The 26,901-nt window shown below is 71.7% G+C and carries 28 protein-coding genes and 1 tRNA gene; 18 read left to right on the plus strand and 11 right to left on the minus strand.

Going from position 1 to position 26,901, the window contains the following annotated elements:
* The first annotated feature begins 79 nt into the window (after positions 1-79).
* From A4E84_RS18080 to A4E84_RS18095, 4 genes are all read left to right on the plus strand, one after another.
* Positions 80-1,021: an ROK family protein gene (locus tag A4E84_RS18080; RefSeq protein ID WP_062927584.1), complete on the plus strand. Its 942-nt coding sequence runs from the start codon at positions 80-82 to the stop codon at positions 1,019-1,021.
* A gap of 80 nt (positions 1,022-1,101) precedes the next feature.
* Positions 1,102-2,232, plus strand: a complete 1,131-nt coding sequence (gene nagA, locus A4E84_RS18085) for an N-acetylglucosamine-6-phosphate deacetylase (protein WP_062927585.1) — start codon at positions 1,102-1,104, stop codon at positions 2,230-2,232.
* Positions 2,233-2,352: 120 nt separating this feature from the next.
* Positions 2,353-3,282: a 1-phosphofructokinase family hexose kinase gene (locus A4E84_RS18090; RefSeq protein ID WP_062927586.1), complete on the plus strand. Its 930-nt coding sequence runs from the start codon at positions 2,353-2,355 to the stop codon at positions 3,280-3,282.
* Between the two features lie 115 nt (positions 3,283-3,397).
* Positions 3,398-3,721 carry a peptidase inhibitor family I36 protein gene (locus A4E84_RS18095; protein ID WP_062927587.1) on the plus strand — a complete coding sequence of 108 codons (324 nt, stop codon included), beginning with the start codon at positions 3,398-3,400 and terminating at the stop codon, positions 3,719-3,721.
* Between the two features lie 114 nt (positions 3,722-3,835).
* On the opposite strand, the gene A4E84_RS18100 is transcribed toward A4E84_RS18095, so the two are convergent.
* On the minus strand, positions 3,836-4,783 hold the full coding sequence (locus A4E84_RS18100; RefSeq protein WP_062927588.1) for a carbohydrate-binding protein: 948 nt from the start codon (positions 4,781-4,783) through the stop codon (positions 3,836-3,838).
* Positions 4,784-4,900: 117 nt separating this feature from the next.
* On the minus strand, positions 4,901-6,559 hold the full coding sequence (cdgB, locus tag A4E84_RS18105) for a diguanylate cyclase CdgB (RefSeq protein WP_062927589.1): 1,659 nt from the start codon (positions 6,557-6,559) through the stop codon (positions 4,901-4,903).
* Between the two features lie 361 nt (positions 6,560-6,920).
* Here cdgB and A4E84_RS18110 point away from each other — a divergent pair, with 361 nt between their 5' ends.
* Both A4E84_RS18110 and A4E84_RS18115 read left to right on the plus strand, forming a co-directional pair.
* Positions 6,921-7,505 (plus strand): flavin reductase family protein, encoded by a 585-nt coding sequence (locus A4E84_RS18110; protein WP_079129007.1) that lies wholly within the window; start codon positions 6,921-6,923, stop codon positions 7,503-7,505.
* 46 nt (positions 7,506-7,551) lie between these two features.
* A complete protein-coding gene (locus A4E84_RS18115; RefSeq protein WP_062927591.1) occupies positions 7,552-8,019 on the plus strand; it encodes a GNAT family N-acetyltransferase in 468 nt (155 codons plus the stop codon).
* Here the strand turns inward: A4E84_RS18115 and arfB are convergent.
* Positions 8,016-8,453 carry an alternative ribosome rescue aminoacyl-tRNA hydrolase ArfB gene (gene arfB, locus A4E84_RS18120; RefSeq protein ID WP_062927592.1) on the minus strand — a complete coding sequence of 146 codons (438 nt, stop codon included), beginning with the start codon at positions 8,451-8,453 and terminating at the stop codon, positions 8,016-8,018. The two genes, A4E84_RS18115 and arfB, sit on opposite strands and share 4 nt — an antisense overlap.
* A gap of 160 nt (positions 8,454-8,613) precedes the next feature.
* Here arfB and A4E84_RS18125 point away from each other — a divergent pair, with 160 nt between their 5' ends.
* Positions 8,614-9,189 (plus strand): TerD family protein, encoded by a 576-nt coding sequence (locus A4E84_RS18125; protein WP_031135830.1) that lies wholly within the window; start codon positions 8,614-8,616, stop codon positions 9,187-9,189.
* Positions 9,190-9,269: 80 nt separating this feature from the next.
* The gene (locus tag A4E84_RS18130; protein ID WP_079129008.1) at positions 9,270-9,716 is read left to right on the plus strand and encodes a GNAT family N-acetyltransferase; all 447 of its coding nucleotides are present in this window, start codon (positions 9,270-9,272) and stop codon (positions 9,714-9,716) included.
* A 4-nt stretch (positions 9,717-9,720) separates the two neighbouring features.
* Here A4E84_RS18130 and A4E84_RS18135 read toward each other — a convergent pair whose 3' ends face one another.
* On the minus strand, positions 9,721-11,196 hold the full coding sequence (locus A4E84_RS18135; protein WP_167455440.1) for a M1 family metallopeptidase: 1,476 nt from the start codon (positions 11,194-11,196) through the stop codon (positions 9,721-9,723).
* A gap of 7 nt (positions 11,197-11,203) precedes the next feature.
* Between A4E84_RS18135 and A4E84_RS18140 the strand changes: the two genes are divergently transcribed.
* Positions 11,204-11,704 (plus strand): hypothetical protein, encoded by a 501-nt coding sequence (locus tag A4E84_RS18140; RefSeq protein WP_062927593.1) that lies wholly within the window; start codon positions 11,204-11,206, stop codon positions 11,702-11,704.
* Between the two features lie 45 nt (positions 11,705-11,749).
* Here A4E84_RS18140 and A4E84_RS18145 read toward each other — a convergent pair whose 3' ends face one another.
* Positions 11,750-12,427 carry a pentapeptide repeat-containing protein gene (locus A4E84_RS18145; protein ID WP_079129010.1) on the minus strand — a complete coding sequence of 226 codons (678 nt, stop codon included), beginning with the start codon at positions 12,425-12,427 and terminating at the stop codon, positions 11,750-11,752.
* A 140-nt stretch (positions 12,428-12,567) separates the two neighbouring features.
* On the opposite strand from A4E84_RS18145, the gene A4E84_RS18150 reads away from it, so the two are divergent.
* From A4E84_RS18150 to A4E84_RS18160, 3 genes are all read left to right on the plus strand, one after another.
* Positions 12,568-13,728, plus strand: a complete 1,161-nt coding sequence (locus A4E84_RS18150) for an FAD-dependent oxidoreductase (protein ID WP_062927595.1) — start codon at positions 12,568-12,570, stop codon at positions 13,726-13,728.
* 44 nt (positions 13,729-13,772) lie between these two features.
* Positions 13,773-14,756 carry a zinc-binding dehydrogenase gene (locus A4E84_RS18155; protein WP_062927596.1) on the plus strand — a complete coding sequence of 328 codons (984 nt, stop codon included), beginning with the start codon at positions 13,773-13,775 and terminating at the stop codon, positions 14,754-14,756.
* Positions 14,757-14,834: 78 nt separating this feature from the next.
* The gene (locus A4E84_RS18160; RefSeq protein ID WP_062931504.1) at positions 14,835-15,722 is read left to right on the plus strand and encodes an aminoglycoside phosphotransferase family protein; all 888 of its coding nucleotides are present in this window, start codon (positions 14,835-14,837) and stop codon (positions 15,720-15,722) included.
* Between the two features lie 68 nt (positions 15,723-15,790).
* On the opposite strand, the gene A4E84_RS18165 is transcribed toward A4E84_RS18160, so the two are convergent.
* Positions 15,791-16,138: an SH3 domain-containing protein gene (locus A4E84_RS18165; RefSeq protein WP_159029590.1), complete on the minus strand. Its 348-nt coding sequence runs from the start codon at positions 16,136-16,138 to the stop codon at positions 15,791-15,793.
* A 186-nt stretch (positions 16,139-16,324) separates the two neighbouring features.
* Here A4E84_RS18165 and A4E84_RS18170 point away from each other — a divergent pair, with 186 nt between their 5' ends.
* Together A4E84_RS18170 and A4E84_RS18175 are read left to right on the plus strand one after the other, a co-directional pair.
* Positions 16,325-16,834, plus strand: a complete 510-nt coding sequence (locus tag A4E84_RS18170) for a SigE family RNA polymerase sigma factor (protein ID WP_062927598.1) — start codon at positions 16,325-16,327, stop codon at positions 16,832-16,834.
* Positions 16,824-17,474 carry a L,D-transpeptidase gene (locus tag A4E84_RS18175; RefSeq protein WP_062927599.1) on the plus strand — a complete coding sequence of 217 codons (651 nt, stop codon included), beginning with the start codon at positions 16,824-16,826 and terminating at the stop codon, positions 17,472-17,474. The genes A4E84_RS18170 and A4E84_RS18175 overlap by 11 nt, the downstream gene beginning before the upstream one ends.
* 12 nt (positions 17,475-17,486) lie before the next feature.
* Here the strand turns inward: A4E84_RS18175 and A4E84_RS18180 are convergent, their stop codons facing one another.
* Both A4E84_RS18180 and A4E84_RS18185 read right to left on the minus strand, forming a co-directional pair.
* Positions 17,487-18,842: a cytochrome P450 gene (locus A4E84_RS18180; protein ID WP_062927600.1), complete on the minus strand. Its 1,356-nt coding sequence runs from the start codon at positions 18,840-18,842 to the stop codon at positions 17,487-17,489.
* Between the two features lie 236 nt (positions 18,843-19,078).
* Positions 19,079-19,155, minus strand: a tRNA-Thr gene (locus tag A4E84_RS18185).
* 226 nt (positions 19,156-19,381) lie between these two features.
* On the opposite strand from A4E84_RS18185, the gene A4E84_RS40835 reads away from it, so the two are divergent.
* The 4 genes from A4E84_RS40835 (at position 19,382) to A4E84_RS18200 (ending at position 22,368) form a co-directional block, all read left to right on the plus strand.
* Positions 19,382-19,537 carry a hypothetical protein gene (locus A4E84_RS40835; RefSeq protein ID WP_470661511.1) on the plus strand — a complete coding sequence of 52 codons (156 nt, stop codon included), beginning with the start codon at positions 19,382-19,384 and terminating at the stop codon, positions 19,535-19,537.
* Positions 19,538-19,783: 246 nt separating this feature from the next.
* Entirely contained in the window at positions 19,784-20,872 is a 1,089-nt protein-coding gene (locus A4E84_RS18190) for an ABC transporter ATP-binding protein (protein WP_062927601.1), read from the plus strand.
* Positions 20,873-21,090: 218 nt separating this feature from the next.
* Entirely contained in the window at positions 21,091-21,540 is a 450-nt protein-coding gene (locus A4E84_RS18195; RefSeq protein WP_062927602.1) for a hypothetical protein, read from the plus strand.
* A 99-nt stretch (positions 21,541-21,639) separates the two neighbouring features.
* Positions 21,640-22,368: a nucleotidyltransferase family protein gene (locus A4E84_RS18200; protein WP_062927603.1), complete on the plus strand. Its 729-nt coding sequence runs from the start codon at positions 21,640-21,642 to the stop codon at positions 22,366-22,368.
* A 244-nt stretch (positions 22,369-22,612) separates the two neighbouring features.
* Here A4E84_RS18200 and A4E84_RS18205 read toward each other — a convergent pair whose 3' ends face one another.
* From A4E84_RS18205 to cysS, 3 genes are all read right to left on the minus strand, one after another.
* The gene (locus tag A4E84_RS18205; RefSeq protein WP_062927604.1) at positions 22,613-24,313 is read right to left on the minus strand and encodes a DoxX family protein; all 1,701 of its coding nucleotides are present in this window, start codon (positions 24,311-24,313) and stop codon (positions 22,613-22,615) included.
* A 128-nt stretch (positions 24,314-24,441) separates the two neighbouring features.
* Positions 24,442-25,383, minus strand: coding sequence for a 23S rRNA (guanosine(2251)-2'-O)-methyltransferase RlmB (gene rlmB, locus A4E84_RS18210; protein WP_062927605.1), 942 nt, complete (start codon positions 25,381-25,383; stop codon positions 24,442-24,444).
* Between the two features lie 117 nt (positions 25,384-25,500).
* Positions 25,501-26,895, minus strand: coding sequence for a cysteine--tRNA ligase (gene cysS, locus A4E84_RS18215; protein WP_062927606.1), 1,395 nt, complete (start codon positions 26,893-26,895; stop codon positions 25,501-25,503).
* Positions 26,896-26,901 lie beyond the last annotated feature (6 nt).

Here is a 26,901-nt window from a genome sequence, read left to right on the forward strand (position 1 = left end):
ACTTTTCGATATTCGGAATAAGGTCTACACCACGCGAGTGGACTAGACCTCTCGCGGGTCAGCGGGTCACACTGTTTCCGTGAGACATGTCATCGCCCTCGACGTGGGCGGCACCGGAATGAAGGCCGCGCTGGCCGGGCCCGGGGGCGAGGTGCTGCACCGGGCCCGCCGGGCCACCGGACGCGCCCAGGGGCCGGACGCCGTCGTCGCGGGCATCCTCGACTTCGCCGCCGAGCTGCGCGCCTACGGCGCCGAGCACTTCGGCACGCTCGCGTCCGCCGCCGGCGTGGCCGTCCCCGGCATCGTCGACGAGGCGGAGGGCGTCGCCGTCTACGCGGCCAACCTCGGCTGGCGCGACGTCCCGCTGCGCGCCCTGCTGTCGGAGCGGCTCGGCGTTCCGGTCGCCCTCGGCCACGACGTGCGCACCGGCGGCCTCGCCGAGGGCCGGGTCGGAGCGGGCCGGGGAGCGGACCGGTTCCTGTTCGTGGCCCTGGGCACCGGCATCGCGGGCGCCATCGGCGTCGACGGCCGGGTCGAGGCGGGCGCGCACGGCTTCGCGGGCGAGATCGGCCACATCGTCGTACGCCCCGGCGGGTCCCCCTGCCCGTGCGGGCAGCACGGCTGCCTGGAGCGCTTCGCCTCGGCGGCGGCCGTGAGCGAGGCCTGGGCCGCGGCCTCCGGCGACCCGGCCGCGGACGCGGCGGACTGCGCGAAGGCGGTGGACTCCGAAGACCCGAAGGCCCGGGCGGTCTGGCAGCAGGCCGTGGACGCCCTGGCCGACGGACTGGTCACGGCCCTGACGTTGCTGGACCCCCGCACTTTGATCATCGGCGGCGGCTTGGCGGAGGCGGGGGAAACCCTGTTCACGCCGCTCAGGGAAGCGATCCGCGGCCGCATCACCTTCCAGAAACAGCCGACACTCGTCCCGGCGGCGCTGGGTGACAGCGCCGGTTGCCTGGGGGCGGGCCTGCTGGCCTGGGACCTTCTGGCATCGACCGACCGCATGGAGGTAACGCCCTGATGGCATCGCCGCAAGGGGCGCGGGGAACTGCGCGACCAGCCACGACGCACCCGCACCCCGCTACATCGGGGACCCCCACCGTGCTCACCGGCGCGACAGTGGTCCTCCCGACCGGAACCGTCGAAAACGGCCAGGTAGCCGTCGACGGCACCCGCATCACCCGGGTCACCCCGGAGAACGCCCAGGTCATCGACGTAACAGACCACTACGTGATCCCCGGCTTCGTCGACATCCACAACCACGGCGGCGGCGGAGCCTCCTTCACCTCCGGCTCGGTCGACGACATCCTCAAGGGCATCCACACCCACCGCCTGCACGGCACGACCACCCTGGTCGCCTCCACCGTCACCGGCGACATGGACTTCCTCACCCGGCGCGCCGGCCTGCTGAGCGAACTCGCCGAGCAGGGCGAGATCGCCGGCGTCCACTTCGAGGGCCCGTTCATCTCCCCCTGCCGCAAGGGCGCCCACTCCGAGGCCCTCCTGCGCGACCCCCACCCCACGGACGTCCGCAAGCTGATCGACGCGGCCCGGGGCCAGGCCAGGATGCTGACGCTGGCCACCGAACTCCCCGGCGGCCTGGACTCCGTACGCCTCCTCGCCGACCACGGCGTGATCGCGGCGATCGGCCACACGGACGCCACGTACGAACAGACGGTCGAGGCCATCGACGCGGGCGCCACCGTCGCCACCCACCTCTTCAACGCGATGCCCCCGCTCGGCCACCGCTCCCCCGGCCCGATCGCGGCCCTCCTGGAGGACGACCGGGTCACGGTCGAGCTGGTCAACGACGGCACGCACCTCCACCCCGCCGCGCTGCAGCTGGCGTTCCACCACGCGGGAGCGGACCGCGTGGCGTTCATCACGGACGCGATGGACGCGGCCGGTTTCGGCGACGGACGCTACTGGCTGGGCCCGCTGGAGGTGGAGGTCGCGGACGGCGTGGCCCGGCTCGTGGAGGACGGCACGATCGCCGGCTCGACCCTCACGCTGGACCGCGCCTTCCAGCGGGCGGTCACGGTCGACGGCCTGTCCGTCGAGGACGCGGTGACGGCCCTGTCCGCCACCCCCGCCCGGCTGCTCGGCATGGCCGACACGATCGGCTCACTGGAGCCCGGGAAGTACGCCGACCTGCTGATCCTGGACTCCGCGTACGAGGTGAAGGGCGTGATGCGCCGGGGTGAATGGGTGGTGGGTCCCCAACTGGGCTGATCCATCCCCCAGTCGAGAGACGGTGGCCGACCCCAGGAGTGGGCCGACCGCCGTCTCTTTGGCATGATCGGACTACCTGCACGTTCACGTCGGCAAGCACATCGGGGGAGGTCGACCCAGGTGATCCTCACGGTCACGCTGAACACCGCTCTCGACATCACCTACCGCATACGGTCCCTCAGGCCGCACGCCTCGCACCGCGTCTCCGAGGTGACGGAACGCCCGGGCGGCAAGGGCGTCAACGTGGCCCGGGTGCTCGCTGCCCTCGGGCACGAGGTGACGGTGACGGGCTTCACGGGCGGGGCGACGGGCCGGGTCGTGCAGGAGAAGCTCGCGGCGGTACCGGGCGTGCTGGACGCGCTGGTCCCCCTCTCGGGCGCGACCCGCCGCACGGTCGCCGTGGTCGACGAGCGCACCGGCGACACGACCCAGCTCAACGAACCCGGCCCCACGGTCACGCCCACCGAATGGTCGGCCTTCCAGGAGGCCTACGCGGACCTGCTGCACACCGCGTCGGCGGTGGCCCTGTGCGGCAGCCTGCCGCCGGGTGTCCCGGTGGGCGCGTACGCGGGCCTGATCCGCACGGCCCGCTCCTTCGGTCTCCCGGTCCTCCTGGACACCAGCGGCGAACCCCTGCGCCGGGGCGTCGCGGCCCGCCCCGACATCATCAAGCCGAACGCCGACGAACTGGCGGAACTGACCGGCTCCCACGAACCGCTGCGCGCCACTCAGGACGCCCGCCGCCGGGGCGCGGGCGCGGTGGTCGCGTCCCTCGGCCCGGGGGGCCTCCTCGCCGCCACCCGAGAGGGCCGCTGGCGAGCGACCCCACCGACCTCCATACGAGGCAACCCGACCGGCGCGGGCGACGCGGCGGTAGCGGGCCTCCTGTCGGGCTTGGTGGAACACCTCCCGTGGCCGGACCGATTGGCCCGGGCCATCGCTCTGTCGGCGGCGACGGTGCAGGCGCCGGTGGCGGGGGAGTTCGACCGGGGGACGTACGAGGAGTTGCTGGCGAGGGTGACGGTGACTGCCGAGGCCAGCGCTGCCTGAGGTCGGTCCAGCATCTGACGAAACACTCGCCCTGACCGGAACCCGATTGCCTTTCAGTCACATGATCGACATGATCATGAGCGACCAGATTTGACCATGTAGGGGGAACAACCTCATGCGCATGCGCCTGTTCGCGCTGCTCGGCGCCACTCTGATCGCCACTCTGCCGCTCACCACCCAGACCGCCTCCGCCGCGACCAGGTGCGCAAGCGGCAAGATCTGCACTTGGCAGAAGGCCGACTTCGGAGGAACGAAGCACACCTACGGCAAGGACAACGGGTGCTACCCGCGCAGCGGCCGCTCGGTGTCCAACCAGAGTGGCAAGCTCATCACCGTCTACAAGGACGCGTCGTGCTACGGCAGCCACTTCGACATCAAGCCGGGCCACTACTCGGACAAGACCCCGTGGCCGGTGAAGAGCATGGCCGTCTGGGGATGACGCCCGGCATGCTCCGCCCCGGTCAGTAGATCGCCACAAGGGGGATTTCGCACAGCGGGGGCCGTCCGCCACGGGTGGCCCCCAACCGCTCCGGCAGTGGGACCGTTGCCGGCTCTACTGGCCCTTCTCCGGGGCGATCCAGAGCTGGTCGAGAAGCGCATCGCACTGGTTGCCCTCGTTGCAGGCAATCTCGATCGTGTTGGTGCCCTTGGTCAGGTTGACGTTGGACCACGTCTCCTGCCAGCCCTTTTCCCAGTCGCCCTTGGGCAGTTTGCCGAAGTTCTCCATGTTGACGGGCCGGTCTTGAGCATCGCCGTTGACCACCAGCGTGGCGTTGGCGTCCACGCCGGGGATGGCGTAGCGCACATACAACCGGTAGATGTCGGCCTTCTTGATGCCATCGACCGTCCAGGTCACCTTGGCACCGACCTGGTTGAGGCCCGTCACGTAGACCCCGCCGCCGGCCTTCGCGCCCTTGATGTCGGACGCCGTCGTCATGCCGGGGCTGAGCCGCAGGGCCTTCGCGTCGGTCTTCGGGAGATCCTGCTTGGCCGCTCCGGCCTTGCTGGTCGAAGGGCTCGGCTTCGACTCCTCGGACTGGGTCGGGGTCGTGCCCGTCTTGTCGGACGCGTCGTCCTTGTCCTTGTCGCCGCCCAGCATGGCCACGCCGATGCCGATGACGGCCGCGGCGACCACCGCGATCGCGCCGATCAGCAGACCCTTGGTGTTGGGGCCGCGGCCACCCCGGCCGCCGCCGCCCGCCGGGGTCGCGTGGTGCGCGGTCTGCGCACCGCCCGGCAGCGTCTCCGGCGCCGCGTAGTGCGCGTTCTGCTGGCTGTAGGAGCCCTGCTGCTGCGGGACCTGGCCGTACGGCGCGGTCTGCGCGTTCTGCGGCTGCTGGCCGTACTGGCGCGTGCCGACCGCGCGCACCCGGTTGACCGAGTTCGGGTAGCCGTAGCCCCCGGACGGCGGCTGGGCCCCGTTGGCCTGCCCGTCGGCGTAGAGATAGCCGAACGGGTCGTCGTCCTCGGGCGTGCTCGCGCCGTTGTTGCCGGGCGTCATCCCTTGGTCTCCTCAGTCAGGTGCGGTGCATGCGGTACACGGGTGAGTAAGCGAGCCTACCCGCTCCCAGAGACCCAAACGGGTGACTCAGACCGCATCAACTCGCTGACCAGGGCTTCACCCGGCGCGTCTGTGTTGTTTGGGACGAGATCGTTTCTCGACGTACATCCGCTCGTCAGCGGATTTCAACACTTCGTCCGCCGTCATTCCACAGTGTGCCCATCCGATGCCGAAGCTGGCGCCCACCCGGACGGCCCGCCCCTCGGCACGGATGGGCTGGATGATCTCGTTGCGGAGCCGGACCGCGAGGTCCTGCGCGTCGGCGCGGCCGAGCCCGTCGGCCAGGATGACGAATTCGTCACCCCCGAGCCGCGCGACCGTGTCCCCGTCACGGACGCCGTTGCTCAGCCGCCGGGCGACCTCGATGAGAACCGCGTCACCCGCGTTGTGCCCGAACCGGTCGTTGATCGACTTGAAGCCGTCGAGGTCGCAGAAGAGCACCGCGAGCCCCTTGGTGCCGTCGTCGTGGTCCCCGTCCGGGGCGACGGTGTGCACGTGGTGGTCGTAGGCGTCGTACGGCTCGGCGCCCTGCCGGAAGTCGAAGCCGGGCCCGACCACGTCGAAGGCCGGATGGCCGTAGGCCGCGTCGACGGACTCCGCGGCGGTGAGCGGTGATGACGCGCGTTGACAGAGCCGGGCGGACAGCCGGGAGCGCAGCTCCGCGGAGTTCGGCAGGCCGGTGAGCGAGTCGTGCGAGGCGCGGTGGGCGAGCTGGAGCTCGCGGCGCTTGCGCTCCTCGATGTCCTCGACGTGGGTGAGGAGGAAGCGGGGCCCGTCGGCGGCGTCCGCGACCACGCTGTTGCGCAGGCTGACCCAGACGTACGTGCCGTCGCGGCGGCCGAGGCGGAGCTCAGCGCGCCCGCCCTCCGCCGAGGTGCGCAGCAGGGTGCCTATGTCCTCGGGGTGGACCAGGTCGGAGAACGAGTAGCGGCGCATCGCGGAGGCGGGGCGGCCCAGCAGCCGGCACAGCGCGTCGTTGGTGCGCAGGATCCGGCCGTGCTGGTCGCCGCCCATCTCGGCGATGGCCATGCCGGACGGTGCGTACTCGAAGGCCTGCCTGAAGCTTTCCTCGCTCGCCCGCAGGGCCTGCTGCTCGCGCTCCAGCCGGACCAGGGCGCGCTGCATGTTGGCGCGCAGCCGGGCGTTGCTGATGGCGATGGCGGCCTGGAAGGCGTACATCTGGAGCGCCTCGCGGCCCCAGGCCCCGGGCCGGCGGCCGTTGCGCGGCCGGTCCACGGACAGCACGCCGACCAGCTCGCCGCACGCCCCGCTGCCCTGCGGGCCCGGCGCGTACATGGGGGCGAAGAGCCGGTCGGCCGGGTGCCACTCGTCCTCGAAGCGGGGGGCGGGGCCGTCGGTGTACCACTGCGGGACGTCGTCGTCGTCGAGGACCCAGCCCTCGGTGTGCGGTATGAACACCAGGTCGCCCCAGTGCTCACCCATGCCGAGGCGGCGTTCCCAGGAGTCGCGCGAGCCGACCCGGCCGGTGATGAGGGCCTCGGCGGCGGGGTTCCCGGCGAAGGCGGCGACGACGAGGTCGCCGTCCGGCCGTACGAGGTTCACGCACGCCAGCTCGTACCCGAGGGCCGCCACGACGCCCTCCGCGACGGTCTGCAGGGTGTCCGCCAGGCTGCGGGCCGTGTTCATGTCGGCCATGACCTGGTGCAGTTGTCGCAGGGACGCAAGACGGACGTAGGGTTCCGACTCGGTCTCCATGCTCGCCCTCCCCCCGAGTACTCGCAGCGATTCAAGGGTCTCGTCGGCGTATCGTCCTGGCAGCTTCCCAGCCACTGAATCACAGCGCGCTGCTCACTCGGTACACAGGGTCAACAATTCCTGCCCCTTGTGACTCAAGTCACAGGCAAACCTGAACAATTGAGTGGAGTTTCTGCGTTCTTCACGGGCGGCTACCGAACGCAAACTTTGTCAGGTTGCGCACATGTTTTTCCTTCCTGCTCTTTCACCCTGCTCATCCGCCCTGCTCATCCGCGGGCCGCAGGTCCGTCGGGAGTCCTAGGACCGTGATCGGGCGGGAGTCCGATGCGGGGCGTGCGGGGCGGAGATTAGCGTTTCCGGCGTGTCGAACACTCCCGCCGCCCCGTCCGCGATCATTCCGTCGCCCGCCTCCGGGCATGCTGAGGGGGTGAGCAACGACGAGTTCCGCGCCGCCATGTCCCGGCTGGCCTCGGGTGTGGTCCTGGTGACCGCGCAGGAGCCCTCGCTCGACCCGGACGACCCCTCGGCGCCGGATGTCGAGGACGTGGGCATGACGGCCACGGCCTTCATGTCGGTGTCCCTGGACCCGCCCCTGGTGCTGGTGAGCCTGCGCGAGGGCTCCCGCATGGACGAGCTGCTGGAGGAGCAGGAGCTGTGGGCGGTCTCGGTCCTGTCCGAGAGCCAGCGGCACATCGCGGGCCGTTTCGCGATGAAGGGCCGCCTCAGCGACCGGCTGCTGTTCGCCGACATCCCGTACACCCGGGGCGAGTACACCGACGCCCCGCTGGTCGGCGGCGCCCTGGCCGTCCTGGAGTGCCGCACCGAGCAGCGCGTCCTGGCGGGCGACCACACGCTGGTCATCGGCCGCGTCCTGACGGCGCGGGTGCCGAGCGCGGAGGGCGGGCCGCTGACGTACTTCCGGGGCCGGTACCGGCAGTTGGGCTGAGGAAACCCGCTGGCCCGGCCGCCTACGGCCTGCCTAGGGTGCGCGCATGACCACGACCGGCCCGCGCCTCGAAGAGATCACCCCCGCGAACCTCGACGCCGCCCTCGGCATCCGCGTCCGCCCCGGCCAGGAGCACGCGGTCGCCCCGGTCGTGAAGTCCCTCGCCGAGGCCTACGTCCATCCCGGCATCGCCTGGCCCCGCCTGATCGTCGACGGCGACCGCCCGGTCGGCTTCCTGATGGCCTGCCTCGGCATCGACTGGTACGGGGACGGCAGCGAGATCCGCTCGGGCCTGTGGCGGCTGAACATCGCGGCCGCTGAGCAGGGCAGGGGGTACGGCCGGTTCGCCGTCGAATCCGTCGCCGCCGAGCTGCGCCGCCGCGGCACCGAGAAGTTCTACGTGACCTGGCACCCCGGCCCGGACGGCCCCGAGGACTTCTACCTGGGCCTCGGCTTCCGCCCGGACGGCGAGAACAGCGGGGGCCAGACGGTGGGAGTGCTTGAGCTGGCCTAGCTCCAGTTCTGCCCGTTGCGCCCCCGCTTCGTCTCCGAGCGCTGCTTCTTCTCCCGCAGCCGGCGTTCGTTGATGCCCCGGGGGATCCGGGTGGGCTTGCGGGGCCGGGGCGGGGGTGCGGTGGCCTCGGCCAGGAGCGCGGTGAGGCGTACGGCCGCGGCCTCGCGGTTGCGCCACTGGGAGCGGTGTTCGGAGGACCGTACGGTGACGACTCCGTCGACCAGGCGCCCGGCCAGCCGCTCCAGCGCCCGCTGCTTCCACACCGCGGGCAACGCCTCGGTCTTCGCCAGGTCGAAGCTCAGCTCGACCTTGGAGTCGCTGGTGTTGACGTGCTGCCCGCCCGGGCCCGACGACCGCGAGAAACGCCACATGAGCTCGGCCTCGGGCAGGGAGACGGAACCGCGGATGACATGGGGACCGGACATGCCGTCCATGTTCCCGCTCCTGTCCCGTCCACGTCACCCGAATAATCGCGAGTAAAGAAAGTAAAGGAGCTGGAACCTCGCGTACCCCTCTCCACGTTCATGGGGGTAGCTGTAGCTTCGATGCCGCAGTGTCTTTGCCGCACGTAAACGAGGGAAGGGACTCCCAACAATGGCTGTAAGCCTGTCCAAGGGTGGCAACGTCTCGCTCACCAAGGAGGCTCCGGGCCTGACCGCCGTCACCGTGGGCCTCGGCTGGGACGTCCGCACCACCACCGGCACGGACTTCGACCTCGACGCCTCCGCGATCGCGGTCAACACGCAGGGCAAGGTCTACTCGGACGCCCACTTCGTCTTCTTCAACAACAAGGAGACGCCGGACAGCACGATCGTCCACACCGGTGACAACCGCACGGGTGAAGGCGCCGGCGACGACGAGGCGATCAACGTCAACCTCGCCGGCCTCCCGGCCGACATCGAGAAGATCGTCTTCCCGGTCTCGATCTACGACGCGGAGAACCGCTCGCAGAACTTCGGCCAGGTCCGCAACGCCTACATCCGCATCGTCAACCAGGCCGGCGGCGCGGAGATCGCCCGCTACGACCTGTCGGAGGACGCGGCCACGGAGACGGCCATGGTCTTCGGCGAGCTCTACCGCAACGGCGCGGAGTGGAAGTTCCGCGCGGTCGGCCAGGGCTACGCCTCGGGCCTGGTCGGCATCGCCCAGGACTTCGGCGTGAACGTCTGACGGACGCCTGAGCGTTTCGCGGGGAAGCCCCCCGGGCCGGTGACCGGCCCGGGGGGCTTCGCCTCAGGGGGCGCGGGGAACTGCGCCTCCCGGGGGCTTCGCCCTCAGGGGCGCGGGGCTGTGCCGCATCGGCGGCTCCGCCGCGGGGCGCGACATGCCGCGCCCGACCCGCACCGGGCAGGACGCCCGACCCCGCTACGACGCCCGCCCGCAGCTCCGGCCGTCTGACCGGCATCGCCGTCACCCTCGCCCACCACCCCGACCCCGCCGATCCGGACCCCTGGATCGGCCTGCTGATGGTCGACGCGAAGCTGCACGGCCAGGGCCACGGCAGCCGCCTGGCCGCCCTCCTGGAGGACCGCTTCCGCGCGGCCGGCCGCACCGCCGCCCGGCTGGCCCTCCTGGCGAACAACCACAAGGCCATGGCCTTCTGGACCGCCCTGGGCTACGAGGTGCTCGACCACCGTGAGAACCGGGGCATGGGGCACCCCTGCACCGTCCTGCGCAAGGAACCGGCCACGCCGTGAGGCCTCAGGGCCGCTCCGGCTTGCCCTCCCCGTACAGCCAGTCCTCCCAGACCCCCTCCAAGTCCGCCCCGGGAGCCCGCTTCTCGGCGTAGGCCGTGAAGTCGGCGGTGTCGGCGTTGCCGTACCGGTACTCGGCCGCCCACCCCCTGATGATCGAGAAGAACCGGTCGTCCCCGACCACCTGCCGCACCTTCTGCAGCACCATCGCCCCCCGGAAGTACACCGGCGGGTCGGAGATCCGCGCGGCGCTCGGCGGGTCGGCCGGCGGAAACGCCCAGATCTCCTCCCCGTCCTCCTCCGTGCCGAAGTGCTCACCGGAGTACAGCGCGTCGAACGTCTCCTGCGCGCTGTCCCCGCCGTGGTCCTCCTCCCACAGCCACTCCGCGTACGTCGCGAAGCCCTCGTTGAGCCACATGTCCCGCCAGCTCTCCGGCGAGACCGAGTCGCCGTACCACTGGTGGGCGAGCTCGTGGACGAGGAGCGTGATGTCGGGCGCCCCCGGGAACACCGGCCGGCTCTGGGTCTCCAGCGCGTAGCCGACGGACGCGGCGCTGTCGACGATGGCGCCCGTGGAGGAGAAGGGGTACGGCCCGAAACGCCGCTCGGCCCACCGCAGCACCTCGGGCAGCCGCCCGAGCACGGGCCGGCTCGCCGCCGCCTCGGCCGGGTCGACGGCCGTGTAGACGGGCAGGTCCCCGGCTCTGGAGCGGCTGATGTCGAAGCGGCCGATCGCGAGGGTGGCGAGGTAGCTCGCCATCGGCTCCCCGCTGTGCCACACGAACGTCGTACGGCCCCGCGCGGTCCGCTCGCTGCGCAACTCCCCGTTGGACACGGCCCGCAGCCCCTCCGGCACGGTCACCGTGAGGTCGTACGACGCCTTGTCGGAAGGGTGGTGGTTGCCGGGGAACCACGCCATCGACCCCGTCGGCTCGCCCAGCGCGAGCGCCCCGTCCGTGGTGCGCAGCCAGCCCTCCTGGGAGCCGTCCGGGTCCGTGACGGTCTCGGGTGCGCCCGCGTAGCGGACCGTCACGCTGAACGTCGCGTCCCGGCCGAGATCCTCCCGCGGGCGGACGGTGAGCTCCTGCCCGGCGCGGTTCCAGCGGGCCGTCTCGCCGTCGACGGTGATCTCCTCGACCTCCATGCCGAGCAGGTCGAGGTTGACGGCGGAGAGGTCCTTGGTCGCGCGGGCGGTGAGGGTGGCCGTGCCGGTGAGGTGGTGGTCGGCGGGGTCGTAGGCGAGGCGCAGTCCGTAGTGGGAGACGTCGTAGCCGCCGTTGCCGGCCTTCGGGAAATAGGGGTCACGGACGCCGGAGCCGCCCGGAGTGCCGTGCACTCCACCGCCGCACGCGGTGAGGACGAGAGCGGAGGCGAGCAGAGCGGAGACGGGCAGCGCGGGGGCGGGCGGGGTGGCTGCGGACAGGGTGGGGACAAGACGCACAGAACGGGCCACGGTCGCGATCCTACGGGCGCGTGACACCATCACCTCCGTGCTCGACATCGGCTACGCCCTCTCCAACCGCTTCCCCGACCCGCCGCAGACCGACTACCGCCGCGCGGACGTCCGGACGCTGCGGCACGACCTGTTCTGCGGGGACGTCTACCTGGCGGACACCAAGACGGATCACGAGGTGTCCACAGCCTGGGGATGGGTGCCGGTGCTCGACTTCGCGTGGGCGCTGTGCGACATCGTGGAGCGGATCGACCGGGACCCGGCGGGCTCGCGGGCCTCCCGGCCGCAGCGGGCGGAACTGGACTTCACCGAGTCGACGGACCGGATGCTGTTCGAGCGCCGCTTCGGCTGGGTGGACATCGAGGCCGACTGGATGCGCGCGGAGGAGCCCGCACTCACCGTCTCCCACAGCGAACTGCGCCGCGAGGCACGGGACTTCCTGCACGACCTGATCGCCGACCTCACGGACCTGCACGACGACCTCGCGGAGAACCCGGCGATCTGGACCCTCCAGGCCCGCTTCCCCCGCGTGCCGTGAACACCCCCTGAATGCCCCCTGAGCGCCCCCTGAACGCCGCTCTGGTCAGCCCTCCACGCGGATCCCCCACTGTGCGGCCAGCACGGGCGCCAGGTCCAGCAGCTGCGCCGTGCTGATCACCGCCCCCGACAGGCGGTCCAGCCCGCCGCTGATCTCCAGGGAAGCGGCGCCGCGCAGGTCGACGTCCGTGAGGGTCGCCGCGTGGAAGTCGGCGCCCTTCAGTGCGCAGTCCACGAACTCCACGCGCTCCAGGCGGGCACCGCCGAAGTCCGGCTCGACCAGGACGCAGCCCTCGAAGACGACGTCTCTGAGGCGGGCCGTGCGCAGGTTCAGATAGTCGATCTTGCCGCCGCGGATCAGCACCCGCTCCAGCACCGCCCCGTGCAGCTGCGGTCCGCCGAGCCGGGCATCGGTCAGCTCCACGTCGCGCAGGGTCGCCTCCGCGAGGTCGGTGCCGACGCCGCGGACGCCGGTGAAGGCGGAGTCCAGGACGCGGGCGTGCCGCAGCCGGGTCTCGTCCAGCGCGCAGCCCGTCAGGGCGCAGTCCATGAAACGGGCGCCCGATCCGTCCTGCCCGGTGAAGTCGGCCTCCCGGAAGTCCAGCCCGTCGTAGTCCCCGTCCGGCTCCAGCTCGCCGCCCTCGAACGGCTCCAGCACCGGCAGCCGCACCTCCGGTCGCCGCGCGCCCTTCACACCCGTACCGCCCGCCGCTCTCCTCGCCATGCGCCCATGCTGCACCCCACCACTGACAACCGACTGCGACCTGCCCCTGACCTGCACGGACACCGGTGATGTCACATTCCGGCGCCCTCGATCGGTCGTACGGGCAGAAGGCGGCCCCGACCCGAGGGAGAACCACAGTCATGCACCGCATCACCGTCATCGGCGGCGGCTTCGCCGGACTGACCGCGGCCATCACCGCTGCCGAGGCGGGCGCCAGGGTCACCATCCACGAGGCCCATCACACGCTCGGCGGCCGGGCACGCACCGCCGAAGGCCCGTACCGCACCAACGAGGGCCCGCACGCCCTCTACAACGGTGGCCCGCACTGGGCCTGGCTCAGGCAGCGCGACCTCATCGGGCCGCTCGCCCCGCTGCCGCCCCTGGAAGCGGCCCGGCTCCGGCTGCGGCACCAGGGCGTGCTGCGCCGCACCCCGCCCTTCGCGATGCTGAAGCTGCTGCGCCGGACGGGCCGGCAGGCACCCGTCGACGCCGATTTCCTGACCTGGGCGACGGGCATCGCGGGCGAGGAGGGGGCCCGGGCCGCCGCCCACTACTCGGCGGTCGCCCTGTTCCACCACGATCCCGGGTCGCTGTCGGCCGCGTTCGTGCAGGAACGGCTGCGCCGCGCCACCAAGCTGCCGCCCGAGGCGCACTATCCGCGCGGCGGCTGGGCGAGCCTCATCGACCGGATGGCCGCCCGCGCCTGGAACCTTGGCGTTCGGATGGAGACGTTGTCCCGCGTCGACACGCTTCCCACCGACACGCCGGTCGTCGTCGCCACCTCCCTCGACGCCGCCCGCCGCCTGCTCGGAGACGACTCCCTGACCTGGCCGAGCGGCCGTACCGCCCTGGTCGACCTGGCCGTACGCACCCGGCGCGGCGACGCCTTCGCGGTCTCCGACCTGGACGCGCCCGGCTGGCTCGAACGGTTCACCGCCCAGGACCGCGGTCTCGCTCCGGCCGGCGAGCAGCTGATCCAGGGCCAGATCCCCATCGCCCCGCACGAGTCGAAGGCCGACGGCACCGCCCGCGCCGAGCAGCTGCTGGACCTGGGCTTCCCGGGCTGGCGCGAACGGCTCACCTGGCGGCGCGAGGCGGTGGCGAACGGCCGTACGGGCGCGGTCGATCCGCCCGGCACCAGCTGGCGCGACCGGCCGGCCGTGGACCGGGGCGACGGGGTCTACCTGGCCGGTGACCAGGTCGCGGCCCCCGGTGTGCTGTCGGAGGTGTCCTTCAACAGCGCCCTGACGGCGGTCTCGCTGGCCCTCGGCCGGCACGAGCTTGACCTCAAGCAAGCTTGAGGTTCAAGACTGGTCGCACCGAACGTTCCTCCAGAGGAGTCGCCATGCACGCCATCCGCCTGCACGCCTTCGGCCCGGCCGAGAACCTCGGCTACGAGCGGGTCGAGGACCCCCTGCCGGGCCCGGGGCAAGTCCGTGTCGCCGTACGCGCGGCGGGCGTCCACCTCCTGGACGCCGCCCTGCGCGAGGGCATGCGGGGCGGCCCGGCGGCCGAGCCGACGCCGCTGCCGACCATCCCCGGCCGTGAGGTCGCCGGTGTCGTCGAGTCCCTGGGCGAGGGTGTGGCCGAGGTGTGGCGCGGCAAGCAGGTCGTCGCCCACCTCGGCTTCGTCCCGGGCGGCTACGCCGAACTGGCCGTCACCGAGGTCGAGCGCCTGCACGAGATCCCCGGGAACCTGGACTTCGCCGAGGCCGTCGCCATGATCGGCACGGGCCGTACGGCGATGGGGATCCTCCAGTTCGCCGACCTCGGCCCCGACTCCGTGGTCGTCGTCCCGGCCGCCGCCGGAGGCCTCGGCACCCTCCTCGTGCAGTACGCCAAGAACGCCGGGGCGACCGTCGTGGGCCTCGCGGGCGGGCCGGACAAGACCGCCCGGGTGCAGGCGGGCGGCGCCGACCTCGCCGTCGACTACAAGGACCCCGCCTGGCCCGCGAAGGTCCGCGCGCACCTCGGCGGCCGGACCGCGACCGTCGTCTTCGACGGCGTCGGCGGCGACATCGCCCGCGAGGCCGTCGCCCTCCTCGGCCCGGGCGGCAAGCACATCGTCTTCGGCTGGTCCGGCGCGGGCATCCAGGGCGGCGGCCCCCACCTCGTCGACGGCGTCTCCGAGGAGGTCCTCGGCCCGGTGATGCTGGGGAAGGCCGGCGGACCCGACCCCGTCCGCACCCTGGAACTGCGCGCCCTCGCCGAGGCCGCATCCGGCCGGCTCACCCCGGCCGTACAGCGCTTCCCGCTGAGCGAGGCAGCCGCGGCGCACCGGGCGCTGGAGACCCGGGCCACGACCGGAAAGGTGGTTCTGGAGCCCTGACCGGCGGCCAGGCAGGCACGAGGAAGCCCCCGGCGAATTCGCATGCCGGCCCCCGGCGCGCGCCGCTACCGTGCCGGGGTGATCGACATTCCCCGGGAACTGGCGGCATCACAGGAGAAGTTCAACGGAGAGGCGGGCCGCGCCTTCATCGCCGGACTACCGGAGCAGTCGGCCCGCTTCCTCGACCACTGGGACCTCAGACCCGACGGACCACCCATGCACGGCGTCTCCGCCCTGGTCCTCCCGGTCGTCCGCGCCGACGGCACCCCCGTGGTCCTCAAGCTCCAGATCCTCGACGAGGAGAGCGCGGGCGAACCGGTCGCGCTGCGCGCCTGGAACGGTGACGGAGCCGTCCGTCTCCTCGACCACGACGAGCCCACCGGCACGATGCTGCTGGAGCGCCTCGACGAGACCCGCATGCTGTCCCACGTGCCGGACGCCCACGCGGCCGTGGTCACCATCGCCGAGCTCCTGGCCCACCTCACGTCCTTCCCGTCCCCGCCCGGCATGCGCCGCCTCGGTGACATCGCCCGCGGCATGCTCGACCGGACCCCCTGGGCCCTGGCCCGCATCCCCGACCCCGCGGTCCGCCGCCTCGTCGCCGACTGCGCGGCAGCCGTACGCGAGGTCGTGGACGAACCCGGCGACCGCCTCCTCCACTGGGACCTGCACGACGAGAACGTCCTCGCCTCCGACCGCACCCCCTGGCTCGCGATCGACCCCAAGCCCCTCGCCGGTGACCCCGGCTTCGAACTGTGGCCCGCCCTCGACAACCGCTACGACCCCGACGACATCCTCTGGCGCTTCGACGCCATGACCGACATCCTCGCCCTGGACCGCCCCCGGGCTCACGCCTGGACCCTCGCCCGCCTCCTCCAGAACGCCCTGTGGGACATCGAGGAGGACCGCCCCGTCGACGACGCCCAGCTGGAGATCGCCCGGCGGCTGCGCGGCCGCGGCCTCTGACGCGGGCGGGGAAGCGAACAGCCCGGGCCGCGGTACCCCCCCGTCGTACCGCGGCCCGGTGCCGTCCGTCAGAAGCAGGGGCGGGACACGTTGCCCACCTCGTTGCCCTTGAGCAGGCCGCCCCAGATGTAGTTGCCGTCCGACAGCAGCACCCACTTGTCGTGGCTGATGCCGTTGGCGGTGACAGGACCGCCCACGAGCCAGCATTCGGCGCTGAGGCTCTGGTTCGGTGCGACGGTGTAGGCGATTCGGTAGCCCACCGCCGGCCCGACCCGCACGTTGCCGTTGATCCAGGTGACGACCGTCTGGCTGGCACGCACGGTCGCGGCGGCCCGCTCGGTCTGCTGGCCCGGCGCGGCGACCGCCGGAGCCGCCGCACCCGCCCCGACGAGGATCGCCGCGGCAGCCGCCGTCATGAGCTTGATCCTCGAACGTGAAGTGAAACGCTGCATCGTCGTCTGTCTCCTTTGATCACGCGCACAACTCGCTGCCTGTGCTTCCATGTACGCCACCTGTACGCACGGCACGGCAGCCGGGTTGCAGCGGATACGAATTCTTTTCCCGGACTTCCGGGCGAGGACCACACGGGGGCGCAACGGGGCATGACGGAGGAGGAGTTCGACATCTTCTACGCCTCAGCCTTCCCGCGGCTGGTCGGGCGGGTCTACGCCGTGACGGGGGATCTGGCAGAGGCGCAGGACGTCGTCCAGGAAGCGTTCGTGCGCGCCTGGGACCGGCGGCGCGAGATGCTGACGGACGAGGCACCGGAGGCGTGGGTGCGTACGGTCGCGGTACGGCTCGCGGTCAGCCGCTGGCGCCGTGCCCGGCGCTGGCTGGAGCTGATGCGCCACCACGCGGCCCCCGAGCATGTCCCGGGACCGGGCCCGGAGCACACCGCGCTGGTCCAGGCCCTGCGCAGGCTGCCGCAGGCACAGCGCACCGCGATCGTCCTGCACCACTTGTGCGACCTGAGTGTGGAACAGGTGGCTGCCGAGACCGGCGCGGCCGTGGGAACGGTGAAGGCCCGCTTGTCACGCGGCAGGGCCGCGCTCGCCGTGCATCTCGACCCCGAGCGCAGCAGCGGTGAGAAGGAGGGCGACCGTGTCCGATGACCTCACCGACCTGCTGCACGAGGTCGCCGACCGGAATCGGGTCGCCCCGTCGGTGCCGGCGCAGGAGATCAGGCGGCTGGCCGAGCGCCGTGGGCGCCGGCGCCGTGCGGCGTACGCGAGCGGGGCCGCCGCCGTCGCACTGGCTCTCGCCGGTGGTCTGGCGGTGGCGTTCACCGGTCACGACGGTGCCCGCCCCGCACCACCCGCCGCTGCGAGCGCCAGCGCGCCGCCACGGCCGTCACCGCCGCAGCAGCAGGCCACGGCGACGGTCGACCTCACGCAGCACGAACTCGTTCTGGCCGGGCGCCGGTTGCCCGTGTCCGGCGGCACCGCACAGCATCCGACGCCGACCGGCCGGATGACCGTCGTCGCCAAGTACCCAGAACGGCGCTTGCCGGGCGCGACCGTCGGGCTGGGCGAGGAGTACGACGTCGCCATGCGCTGGGTGGTCGAGCTGCGGGCCGCCGACGGCACGATCAACTACCTCGTCGCCCTGGCCTACAACGAGCAGGCCCCCGGCGAACGCGACGTCACACACGGCTGGATCGGACTGCGCTCGGCGGACGCGAAGTGGTGCTACGAGCTGCTGCAGCCGGGCGACATCGTCCGCATCGACCGCACAGGCCCGGCCCCGGGCTGAGGCCGAACACGTTCAGGCTCGGGGGCGGTTCCGGGGGAGGACGGTCATCCGCAGGGCGCGCGGCCGTACGGTGAGCCGGGCGACCTGGCGGACGGTCCGGCCCTCGGCGAGTTCCAGCCGTACCGAACGCAGCATCGTCGCGATCGCCGTGACCATCTCGGTGCGCGCCAAGCGGTCCCCCATGCACTTGTGCTTGCCGTCCCCGAAGGGCAGGAACGCGCCTGGCGGGGGCTCCTGCGTGGCGTCGTTCCACCGGTCCGGGTCGAAGGTGAGCGGATCGGGGAAACGCTCGGGGTCGCGGTGCAGAGCGTGCTGACAGTAGGCAAGTTCGGTGCCGGCGGGCAGCGTCCACTCGCCGAGACGGGTCTCCTCGGTGGTACGGCGTGTGACCAACCAGCCGGGGTGGTGCAGCCGCAGGGTCTCGGTGATCACCCGATTCACGTACGGCAGCCGGGCCACGTCGTCGAGGGCGACGGGCCGCTCGCCGAGGACCTCGTCCAGCTCGGCCAGGACCCGGGCCTCGATGCCGGGGTGGCGGGCGAGTTCGTACAGGGCCCAGGACAGAACCGACGCGGTGGTCTCGGTGCCCGCCACGGCCAGGGTGAGGATCTCGGAGGCGATCTGATGCCCGGTCAACGGCTCGCCGGTCTCCTCGTCGACGGCGCGCAGCAACATGGAGAGCATGTCTCCGGTGTCGTGCCCGGAGGCCTGCAACTCCTCGACGGCGGTGTTGACGGTGGCGCGTACGCCGGCCCGGGCCCGGTCGAAACGGCGGTTGAAAGGCAACGGCAGGCGCTCGGCCCAGTCGGGCAGCATCAGGCGCACACCGACGCCGTTCATCACCACCGACAGGTCGCTGCGCAGCCGGCGGAAGACGGCGTCGTCGAGGCTGCCGGAGAACACCGTCTTGGCCAGCATGTCGAGGCTGAGTCCGACCATCGCCTCGCGTACGTCGAGGGGCCGCCCGGGTTCCCAGCCGGCGACCGTGGCCGTGACCTCGGTACGCATGATGTCGACGTACCGGCTGATCTCGGTGTGGGCGAACGCCGGTTGCAGCTGGCGGCGTTTGCGTACGTGAGGCCGGCCGGTGGCGGTGACGACGCTGTCGCCCAGCAGCTGGCCCAGCTTGTCGTAGAGCCGGCCCTTGTCGAGCGTGGGTGCCAGGGCCTTGAGCATCTGGTGGATCAGGGCCGGGTCCTGGACCACGACGGTGCGCGTTCCGGGTTGCAGGACGATCTCGACCATCGGTTCCCGTGTGTCACGCAGCGAGTCGATGAAGCCGAGGTTGTCGCGCATTCTCAGAGCGTGGCCGATGAACGGAAGCGATCCGGCAGCCCGAGGTATGGGGAGAGACGCAGCGGACGTCACGGAACTCCCTTCACGGCAATCATGGGCGCCCCTATGGCTTCCCTGACCCTTCCCCGGCGCAATCCTGTCATGAACGTGTCCTGTGCCACGTGGGACGAGCCGGCTGGAGGAGGAGTGCGGCGACTTCCGAGACCAGAACTGAGGCCGCCGACGATCGCGCGGCCCGCACCCGGCGCCGCCGCCGGGTCCGCTGACGACGAAACCCCAGGTCAGACCACATCCGACCTGGGGTTCAGTGGAGCCCCCTGTCGGATTCGAACCGACGACCTACGCATTACAAGTGCGTTGCTCTGGCCAGCTGAGCTAAGGAGGCGGGTGCCGTGCGCCGGGTTGTCGTGCGCGAGGGCGGCACCACTGTACACAGAGCCCGTTACGCCGAGCCACGAAGTTCCGTCCGGGCCGGGGTCACGGCGTCTCGTACTCGAAGTGGTACGCCACAGCCGTCTCACCGTGCCGAGCGGTGAAGCGGCCCTTTCACTTCGAAGGGCGGGATCTGGTACCTGGTCGCCCTCGCGGAGGAGGCCGTACGGACCTACCGGGTGTCGCGCCTGCTGTCCGTGGAGGAGACGGGGGCCGTCGCCGCGGGAGGCCTGCTCCGGTTCGGCACGGAGGCGGAGGTGCTCGGCTCTCCCGGGCTCCGGCAGGCCGTGGCCCGGGCGGTGACGGCGCCGGCCGACCGGTACGGGCAGCCGTGAAAGAGCCCGCACTGCCGTGAGCGGGCCCGGCCGGTCGTGAACAGGCCCGTTCAGCCGTGACGTGTCGCTTCGAAAATTTCCGCGAAGTTCACAGGCCCGGAACTACTGACAGACGTGTGAACGCCAGGTACCGTCCTGAGCCAGTTCACACGCGTGGACTACACCACAACGGAACACCCGTCGTGGCACCACCTTCCTACTCGGATCGTCCGGCACGTTCCTGCCGGTAGAAGGGGTTCATTCACCATGGCCACTGTCTCGTTCGACAAGGCGACCCGGATCTACCCGGGTTCCACCAAGCCCGCCGTCGACGCGCTGGAGATCGACATCGAGGACGGCGAGTTCCTCGTCCTCGTCGGCCCTTCCGGCTGCGGCAAGTCCACCTCGCTCCGCATGCTCGCGGGGCTCGAGGACGTCAACGGCGGAGCCATCCGCATCGGTGACCGCGACGTCACGCACCTGCCGCCCAAGGACCGGGACATCGCCATGGTGTTCCAGAACTACGCGCTCTACCCGCACATGACCGTCGCCGACAACATGGGCTTCGCGCTCAAGATCGCCGGCGTCAACAAGGCGGAGATCCGGCAGAAGGTCGAGGAGGCCGCGAAGATCCTCGACCTCACCGAGTACCTGGACCGCAAGCCGAAGGCCCTCTCCGGCGGTCAGCGCCAGCGCGTCGCCATGGGCCGCGCCATCGTGCGTGAGCCCCAGGTGTTCCTCATGGACGAGCCGCTGTCCAACCTGGACGCCAAGCTCCGTGTGTCCACGCGTACGCAGATCGCCTCGCTCCAGCGCCGCCTGGGCATCACCACCGTCTACGTCACCCACGACCAGGTCGAGGCCATGACGATGGGCGACCGCGTGGCGGTCCTCAAGGACGGTCTGCTCCAGCAGATCGACACCCCGCGCAACATGTACGACAAGCCCGCCAACCTCTTCGTCGCCGGCTTCATCGGCTCCCCGGCGATGAACCTCGTCGAGGTGCCGATCACCGACGGCGGCGTGAAGTTCGGCAAGTCGGTCGTGCCGGTGCAGCGTGACGCGATCGCCGCCGCCACCGACAAGACCGTCACCGTGGGCGTGCGCCCCGAGCACTTCGAGGTGGCCGGCGCGGACGCCGAGCTGGGCCTCGCGGTCACGGTGAACGTCGTCGAGGAGCTCGGCGCCGACGCGTACGTCTACGGCACCGCCAAGGTCGGCGACGACTCCAAGGACCTCGTCGTCCGCGTCAGCGGCCGTGACGTCCCGGACAAGGGCAGCCAGCTGCACGTCGTGCCCCGCTCCGGCGAGACCCACGTGTTCTCGACGTCGACCGGTGCGCGCCTGTCCGACTGATCAACCAGCAACCGCACAACCCCGGGTGAATCACCCAGGTTGACGAAGAGGGCCCCGCAGCGTGCTGCGGGGCCCTTCCCGTTGTCGACAAATACCCCGGCAGACCGGACGTTTCGAGCTGTGTGCGTCAACGCCATACCCAGAAAGTGGCACTCTCTCATCCCCCGAACCGGTGACTAAATGTCTACAAACCATTACCGGGCGCTACCCTCACACGCGTGAAGCACTCCATGAACCAACAGACGCGACGCGGCCGGGGCCCCGCCCGCCGGATCGGCCGCACCCTCGCTTTCGTCCTGCCCGTCGTCCTGGTGCTCTCCGGGACCCTCGCGGTCACCCGAGTCAACTGGTCGGGGAACTCCACCGACCCGGTGCTCACCGCCGCGGACACCTCCGTGGGTTCCCCCCGGGCCGCCAAGCGCGCCCCCCAGGACGTCCTGCGCGACAAGCTGCTGACCGAACTGCAGGAGGAGGACCCGGGCGTCGCCCTGACCCACCTCCAGCAGGCCGTCAACGGCCGCCCGTCGCTGGCGAAGCACTGCGCATCCATCGCCCGCACCCTCGGGCAGGCCGCCGTCCGGATCTACGGCCCGACCCGCGCCCAGTCCTACGCGCGACCGGTGTGCGACACTGCCTTCGCCACCGGCGTCGCCGCCGCGCACAGCTGAGCGCACCGCCCTGCCACCGGGTGGGAAGTCCCTGACGGCTGACGCCGGCCCGATCGTCAGCCGCTGTCACGGGCGGGACGCCACGTACAGTTCGTTCTCATGAGCGATCCGAGCGCCGCGTCCCGCCCCGTTCAAGCCGTCGTTCTGGCCGGTGGCCAGGGTTCCCGGCTGCGTCCGTACACCGACGACCGGCCCAAGCCGATGGTCGAGATCCCCGGGACGGGGACGCCGATCATCGGTCATCAGCTGTCCTGGCTCGCCGACGAGGGTGTGACGGACGTCGTGGTCTCCTGCGGCCATCTCGCCGAGGTGCTGCAGAAGTGGCTGGAGACGGCCGAATTGCCCGTCTCCGTCAAGACGGTCGTGGAGCCCGAGCCGCTCGGGCGCGGCGGCGGCCTCAAGTACGCCGCGGCGCATCTCCCCCACCCCGACCAGCCCTGGTACGCGACGAACGGGGACATCTGGACCCGGTTCTCGCTGCGCGACATGGCCGACTTCCACGCCGAGCGCGATGCCGTCGCGACGCTGGCGCTGGCGCGGCCCCGGCTGCCGTGGGGGGCGGTGCAGACCGACGGGTTCGGGCGCATCACCGACTTCATCGAGGCGCCCCCGTCGACCTTCGAGATCAACGCCGGCGTGTACGTCTTCTCCCCCGAGTTCGCCGGGCTGCTGCCGCACCGGGGGGACCACGAGCGGACGACGTTTCCCCATCTGGCCCGTGAGAGGCGGCTGGCCGGGTTCACGATCCCGCAGGGGTCGTACTGGCGGGCCATCGACACGGCGAAGGACCTGACGGAGGCCGCGAAGGAACTGGCGGCGGGGCGCTAGCCGCGGTGTGCGGTGCGCTGCGCTTCGGCCGCGGACCCGATGTGGTCACTCGCGCAGCTCCCCGCACCCCTTGAGGGACGTCCGACCCGCACGCGCCAAGAACTGCCCCCGGCATGCCAGGCGGCCGCGGACCCGATGTGGTCACTCGCGCAGCTCCCCGCACCCCTTGAGGGACGTCCGACCCTACGCGTGAGAGGGCCCCGCGCCTCCCGGTGCGGGGCCCCTCTGTCGTTCGGGGCGGGGGCTAGCCCAGAAGGCCGCCCACCAGGCCCGGCCGGCCCGTGGAGGACGAGCCGTCGTCGCCCGAGCCGCCCGTCGAGCCCGCGCCGCCCGTCGCCGTGCCGCCGGAGGTGGGGCCGGTCGTGGTGCTGGGGGCCTGGTTCTCCGGGGTGGACTGCTGGGGCGGGGCCTGGCCCGCGGTGCCCTGGGTCTGACTGGGCGAGCCGCCGGTGACGGTGCCGGTGTCGCGGGTGGCGTCCGGCCGGGTCGTGGTGCCCGCGCTCGGGCTCGCGGAGCCGGCCGTGGCGCCCTGGGTGGGCGAGGAGGAGGAAGCCGACGGGGTCCGCTTCTCCTTGCGCTTGCCGGGCTCACCCGGGAGCGGCGAGCCGGGCAGTTCGTTGCGGGGGGCCTCGCCGGGACCCGGGACGACGACCCGGTCGGCGTCGCGGACGGCACCGCCGAGCAGCGAGCCGACGAGCAGGGTGACGCCGGTGGCGATGGCGGTGACGAGGGCACCGCGGCGCAGCACGTAGCGGCGCAGGTCCCAGATGTCGGCGCGGGGGCCGAGACGGCGCCAGGCGCTGCCGGCCAGGCGGCCGTCGACGGAGTACACGGGGGCGCCGGCGATGATCAGCGGCGACCAGGCGGCGAGGTAGATGATGTCGGGCGTCTCGTAGGCGGGGACGCTCTTCCAGCTGACCGTGACCAGCAGCGCGGCCGACAGCAGGGCGCCCAGGCAGGCGGCGACGCGCTGCCAGCAGCCCAGCACCGTCAGGACGCCGACGATGACCTGGGCGAAGGCGATGACCAGGCCGGCGCCCACCGGGTGTTCCAGGGCGAACTGGCGCAGCGGCTCGGCGACTTCCCACGGGTGCAGCGTGTTGAGCCACTTGACCATGGAGCCGCGCTTGCCGCCTTCGAAGTAGACGGGGTCGCACAGCTTGCCCATGCCGGCGTAGATCGAGATGAAGCCGAGGAAGACCCGCAACGGGAGCAGGACGACGCCGAGGTTCATCCGACGGCCCGGGTAGTAGGCGTGCCGGGCCGGGTCGTCGCCGTGCCGCTTGGCCCGGCGCCCAGTGCCGTCCGCGCCGGAGACCGACTCCTCGAACTCTCCGTCGCCGTAGGCCGGTTCGCCGTACGCCGGTTCGTCGTAGGCGCTGCCGACGGTGCGCATGGGCGGCAGCAGCCGGGTGCCGTCGGCGGGTTCGTGGGTGCGCTGGGGGCCGACGACCGGGGTCTCGACGGTCTGGGCGAGGTTGTCCTCGTAGCCGCCGCCGCTGTAGCCCGCGCCCTGGTACCCGGGGTCGTCGTAGCCCGGGCCCACACGGGAGATGACCTGGGTGGCTCCGGTGTCGGAGGCAGGCTCGTCGGCGTGGCGGACGCTCTCGTGCCGCACGGCCTGCAGGAGCCGGTGTGCGCCGGTGTCGTCGGGGGCGGATCTGCCGCTCCAGACGACGGGCCGGCGGCGGGCGGTGGCCCCGTCCGCCTCGCCCCCCACCTGAGGGATGCGGGCGGTGTCCTCGGTGGCGGTCAGATGCCGTGCGACCCGGGGGGACTGGACGCGACGCGTCGATACGCCCAACTGCACGCGGAAACTCGCGTGATTGACGATGACCTGCGCCGGGTCGCTCGGCACCTTCACCATGCTCAGCGCGGGAGCGTCGTCGAGTCCCGACGAGCGGTCCCCCGTGGGTGTGCGGGGTGTTCTGGTGTCCACACTCATCTAACCGAGTGACGTCGCATTAGGACACTGCTTTGACCCGCCAGATCTGTCCGGACCCCGTCAAGCTTGTCCTCGTCGCGCCGTTGACACCGGAATTACCCCGTACGGGTGAAGTTCCGGACGCCTGTTCAGTGACGTCGGCGGGCCGCCTCGTACAGCACGATCCCCGCCGCCACACCGGCGTTGAGCGACTCGGCGCCGCCCGGCATCGGGATCCGCACCCGGACGTCACAGGTCTCTCCGACCAGCCGGGACAGGCCCTTTCCCTCACTGCCGACGACGATGACGACCGGGCCGTTCAGCGCCGGAAGCTCGCCGAGGTCGGCCTCGCCGTCGGCGGCCAGGCCGACGACCGTGATGCCGGCCTTCTTGTACGCCTCCAGGGTCCGGGTCAGGTTGGTGGCGCGGGCGACCGGGGTGCGGGCCGCCGCACCGGCGGACGTCTTCCAGGCACCGGCCGTCATACCTGCCGCACGGCGCTCGGGGACGACCACACCGTGACCGCCGAAGGCGGAGACGGAGCGGACGACCGCGCCGAGGTTGCGCGGGTCGGTGACGCCGTCGAGGGCGACGATCAGCGGGTCCACGCCCTCGTCGTAGGCGGCGGACGCCAGGTCCTCGGGGTGGGCGTACTCGTACGGCGGGACCTGGAGCACCATGCCCTGGTGGTTGAGACCGTTGGTCATCCGGTCCAGCTCGGGGCGCGGGGCCTCCATGAGGTTGATCCCGCCGCGCTCGGCGGCGACCTGGAGGGCCTCGCGCACCCGCTCGTCGTTGTCGATGAACTGCTGGACGTAGAGGGTCGAGGCCGGCACGCCCTCGCGCAACGCCTCCAGGACCGGGTTGCGCCCGACGACCAGCTCGGACGTGCCCTTGCCGCCCCGGCCGCGCACGGTGGGCCGGCGCACGGCCTGCTTCGCCTTGGCGTTGGCGACGCGGTTCTTCTTGTGCCCCTTGCGCATCTCGGCGGGCGGGGTCGGGCCCTTGCCTTCCAGGCCCCGGCGCCGCTGGCCGCCACTGCCGACCTGCGCGCCCTTCTTGCCGGACATGCGGCGGTTGTTCGCGGCCATTGAGCTACCTGTCTCCGTGAAGTGATGCGTACGTACGTCTGTGTACGGCTCTTACGTCTGTGCAGTGTGCCGCCCGGAGGCCCCGGCGGCACAGTCGATCAGCCCGTGGGACTGGTCTCAGCGCGGGCCGAGGCTCCATCGCGGCCCCTGCGGGCTGTCCTCGATGACCAGACCGGACTGGCTCAGCTGGTCGCGGATGGCGTCCGCGGTGGGCCAGTCCTTGCGGGCCCGGGCGGCCTCGCGCTGGTCCAGCACCATGCGGACGAGCGTGTCGACCACACCGTGCAGATCATCGCCGCGGTCGCCCTCCCCGGCCCACTGGGGGTCCAGCGGGTCGAGACCGAGCACGCCCAGCATCGCGCGGACCTCGGCGAGCCGGGCCACCGCGGCTTCCTTGTCGTCGGCGGCCAGGGCGCTGTTGCCCTGCCGGACCGTGGTGTGCACCACGGCGAGCGCCTGCGGCACGCCCAGGTCGTCGTCCATGGCCTCGGCGAAGGCGAGCGGCACCTCGGGGGCGGGCTCGACGACGCCGGCCTTCTCGACCACGCGCTGCACGAAGCCCTCGATCCGCGCGAACGCCGACTCGGCCTCGCGCAGCGCCTCCTCGCTGTACTCGATCATCGACCGGTAGTGCGGGGTGCCCAGGTAGTAGCGCAGCACGATGGGACGCCAGCGCTTGACCATCTCGCTGACCAGCACCGAGTTGCCGAGCGACTTGGACATCTTCTCGCCGCTCATGGTGACCCAGGCGTTGTGCACCCAGTACCGGGCGAACTCGTCGCCGTAGGCCTTGGCCTGGGCGATCTCGTTCTCGTGGTGCGGGAAGACCAGGTCCAGGCCGCCGCCGTGGATGTCGAAGGCGGTCCCGAGGTACTTGTGGGCCATCGCCGAGCACTCCAGGTGCCAGCCGGGACGGCCGCGGCCCCAGGGCGTCTCCCAGTCGGGCTCGCCGGGCTTGGTGGCCTTCCACATGGCGAAGTCGCGCGGGTCGCGCTTGCCCGAGACGCCCTCGTCGGGCTGGCGCAGGTCGTCGATGTCCTGGTTGGACAGCGCCAGGTACGCGGGGAAGGAGCGGACGTCGAAGTAGACGCTGCCGTCGGCCTCGTAGGCGTGCCCGCGCTCGATGAGGCCGCGCATCATCTCGACCATCTCGGTGATGTGGCCGGTGGCACGCGGCTCGTAGGTCGGGGGCAGGCAGCCGAGGGCGCGGTAGCCGTCGTTGAACGCCCGCTCGTTCTCGTAGCCGATGGCCCACCAAGGGCGGTTCTGGTCGGCCGACTTGGCGATGATCTTGTCGTCGATGTCGGTGACGTTCCGCACGAACGTGACGTCGTAGCCGCGGTACTCGAACCAGCGGCGCATGATGTCGAAGTTCAGCCCGGACCGGATGTGCCCGATGTGCGGGGCGGCCTGCACGGTGGCACCGCACAGGTAGATCGAGACGCAACCCGGCTGGAGCGGGGAGAAGTCACGGATCTGCCGGGCGCTGGTGTCGTACAGGCGAATAGTCACCACTCC

The organism is Streptomyces qaidamensis, assembly GCF_001611795.1.
Lineage (GTDB): Bacteria > Actinomycetota > Actinomycetes > Streptomycetales > Streptomycetaceae > Streptomyces > Streptomyces qaidamensis.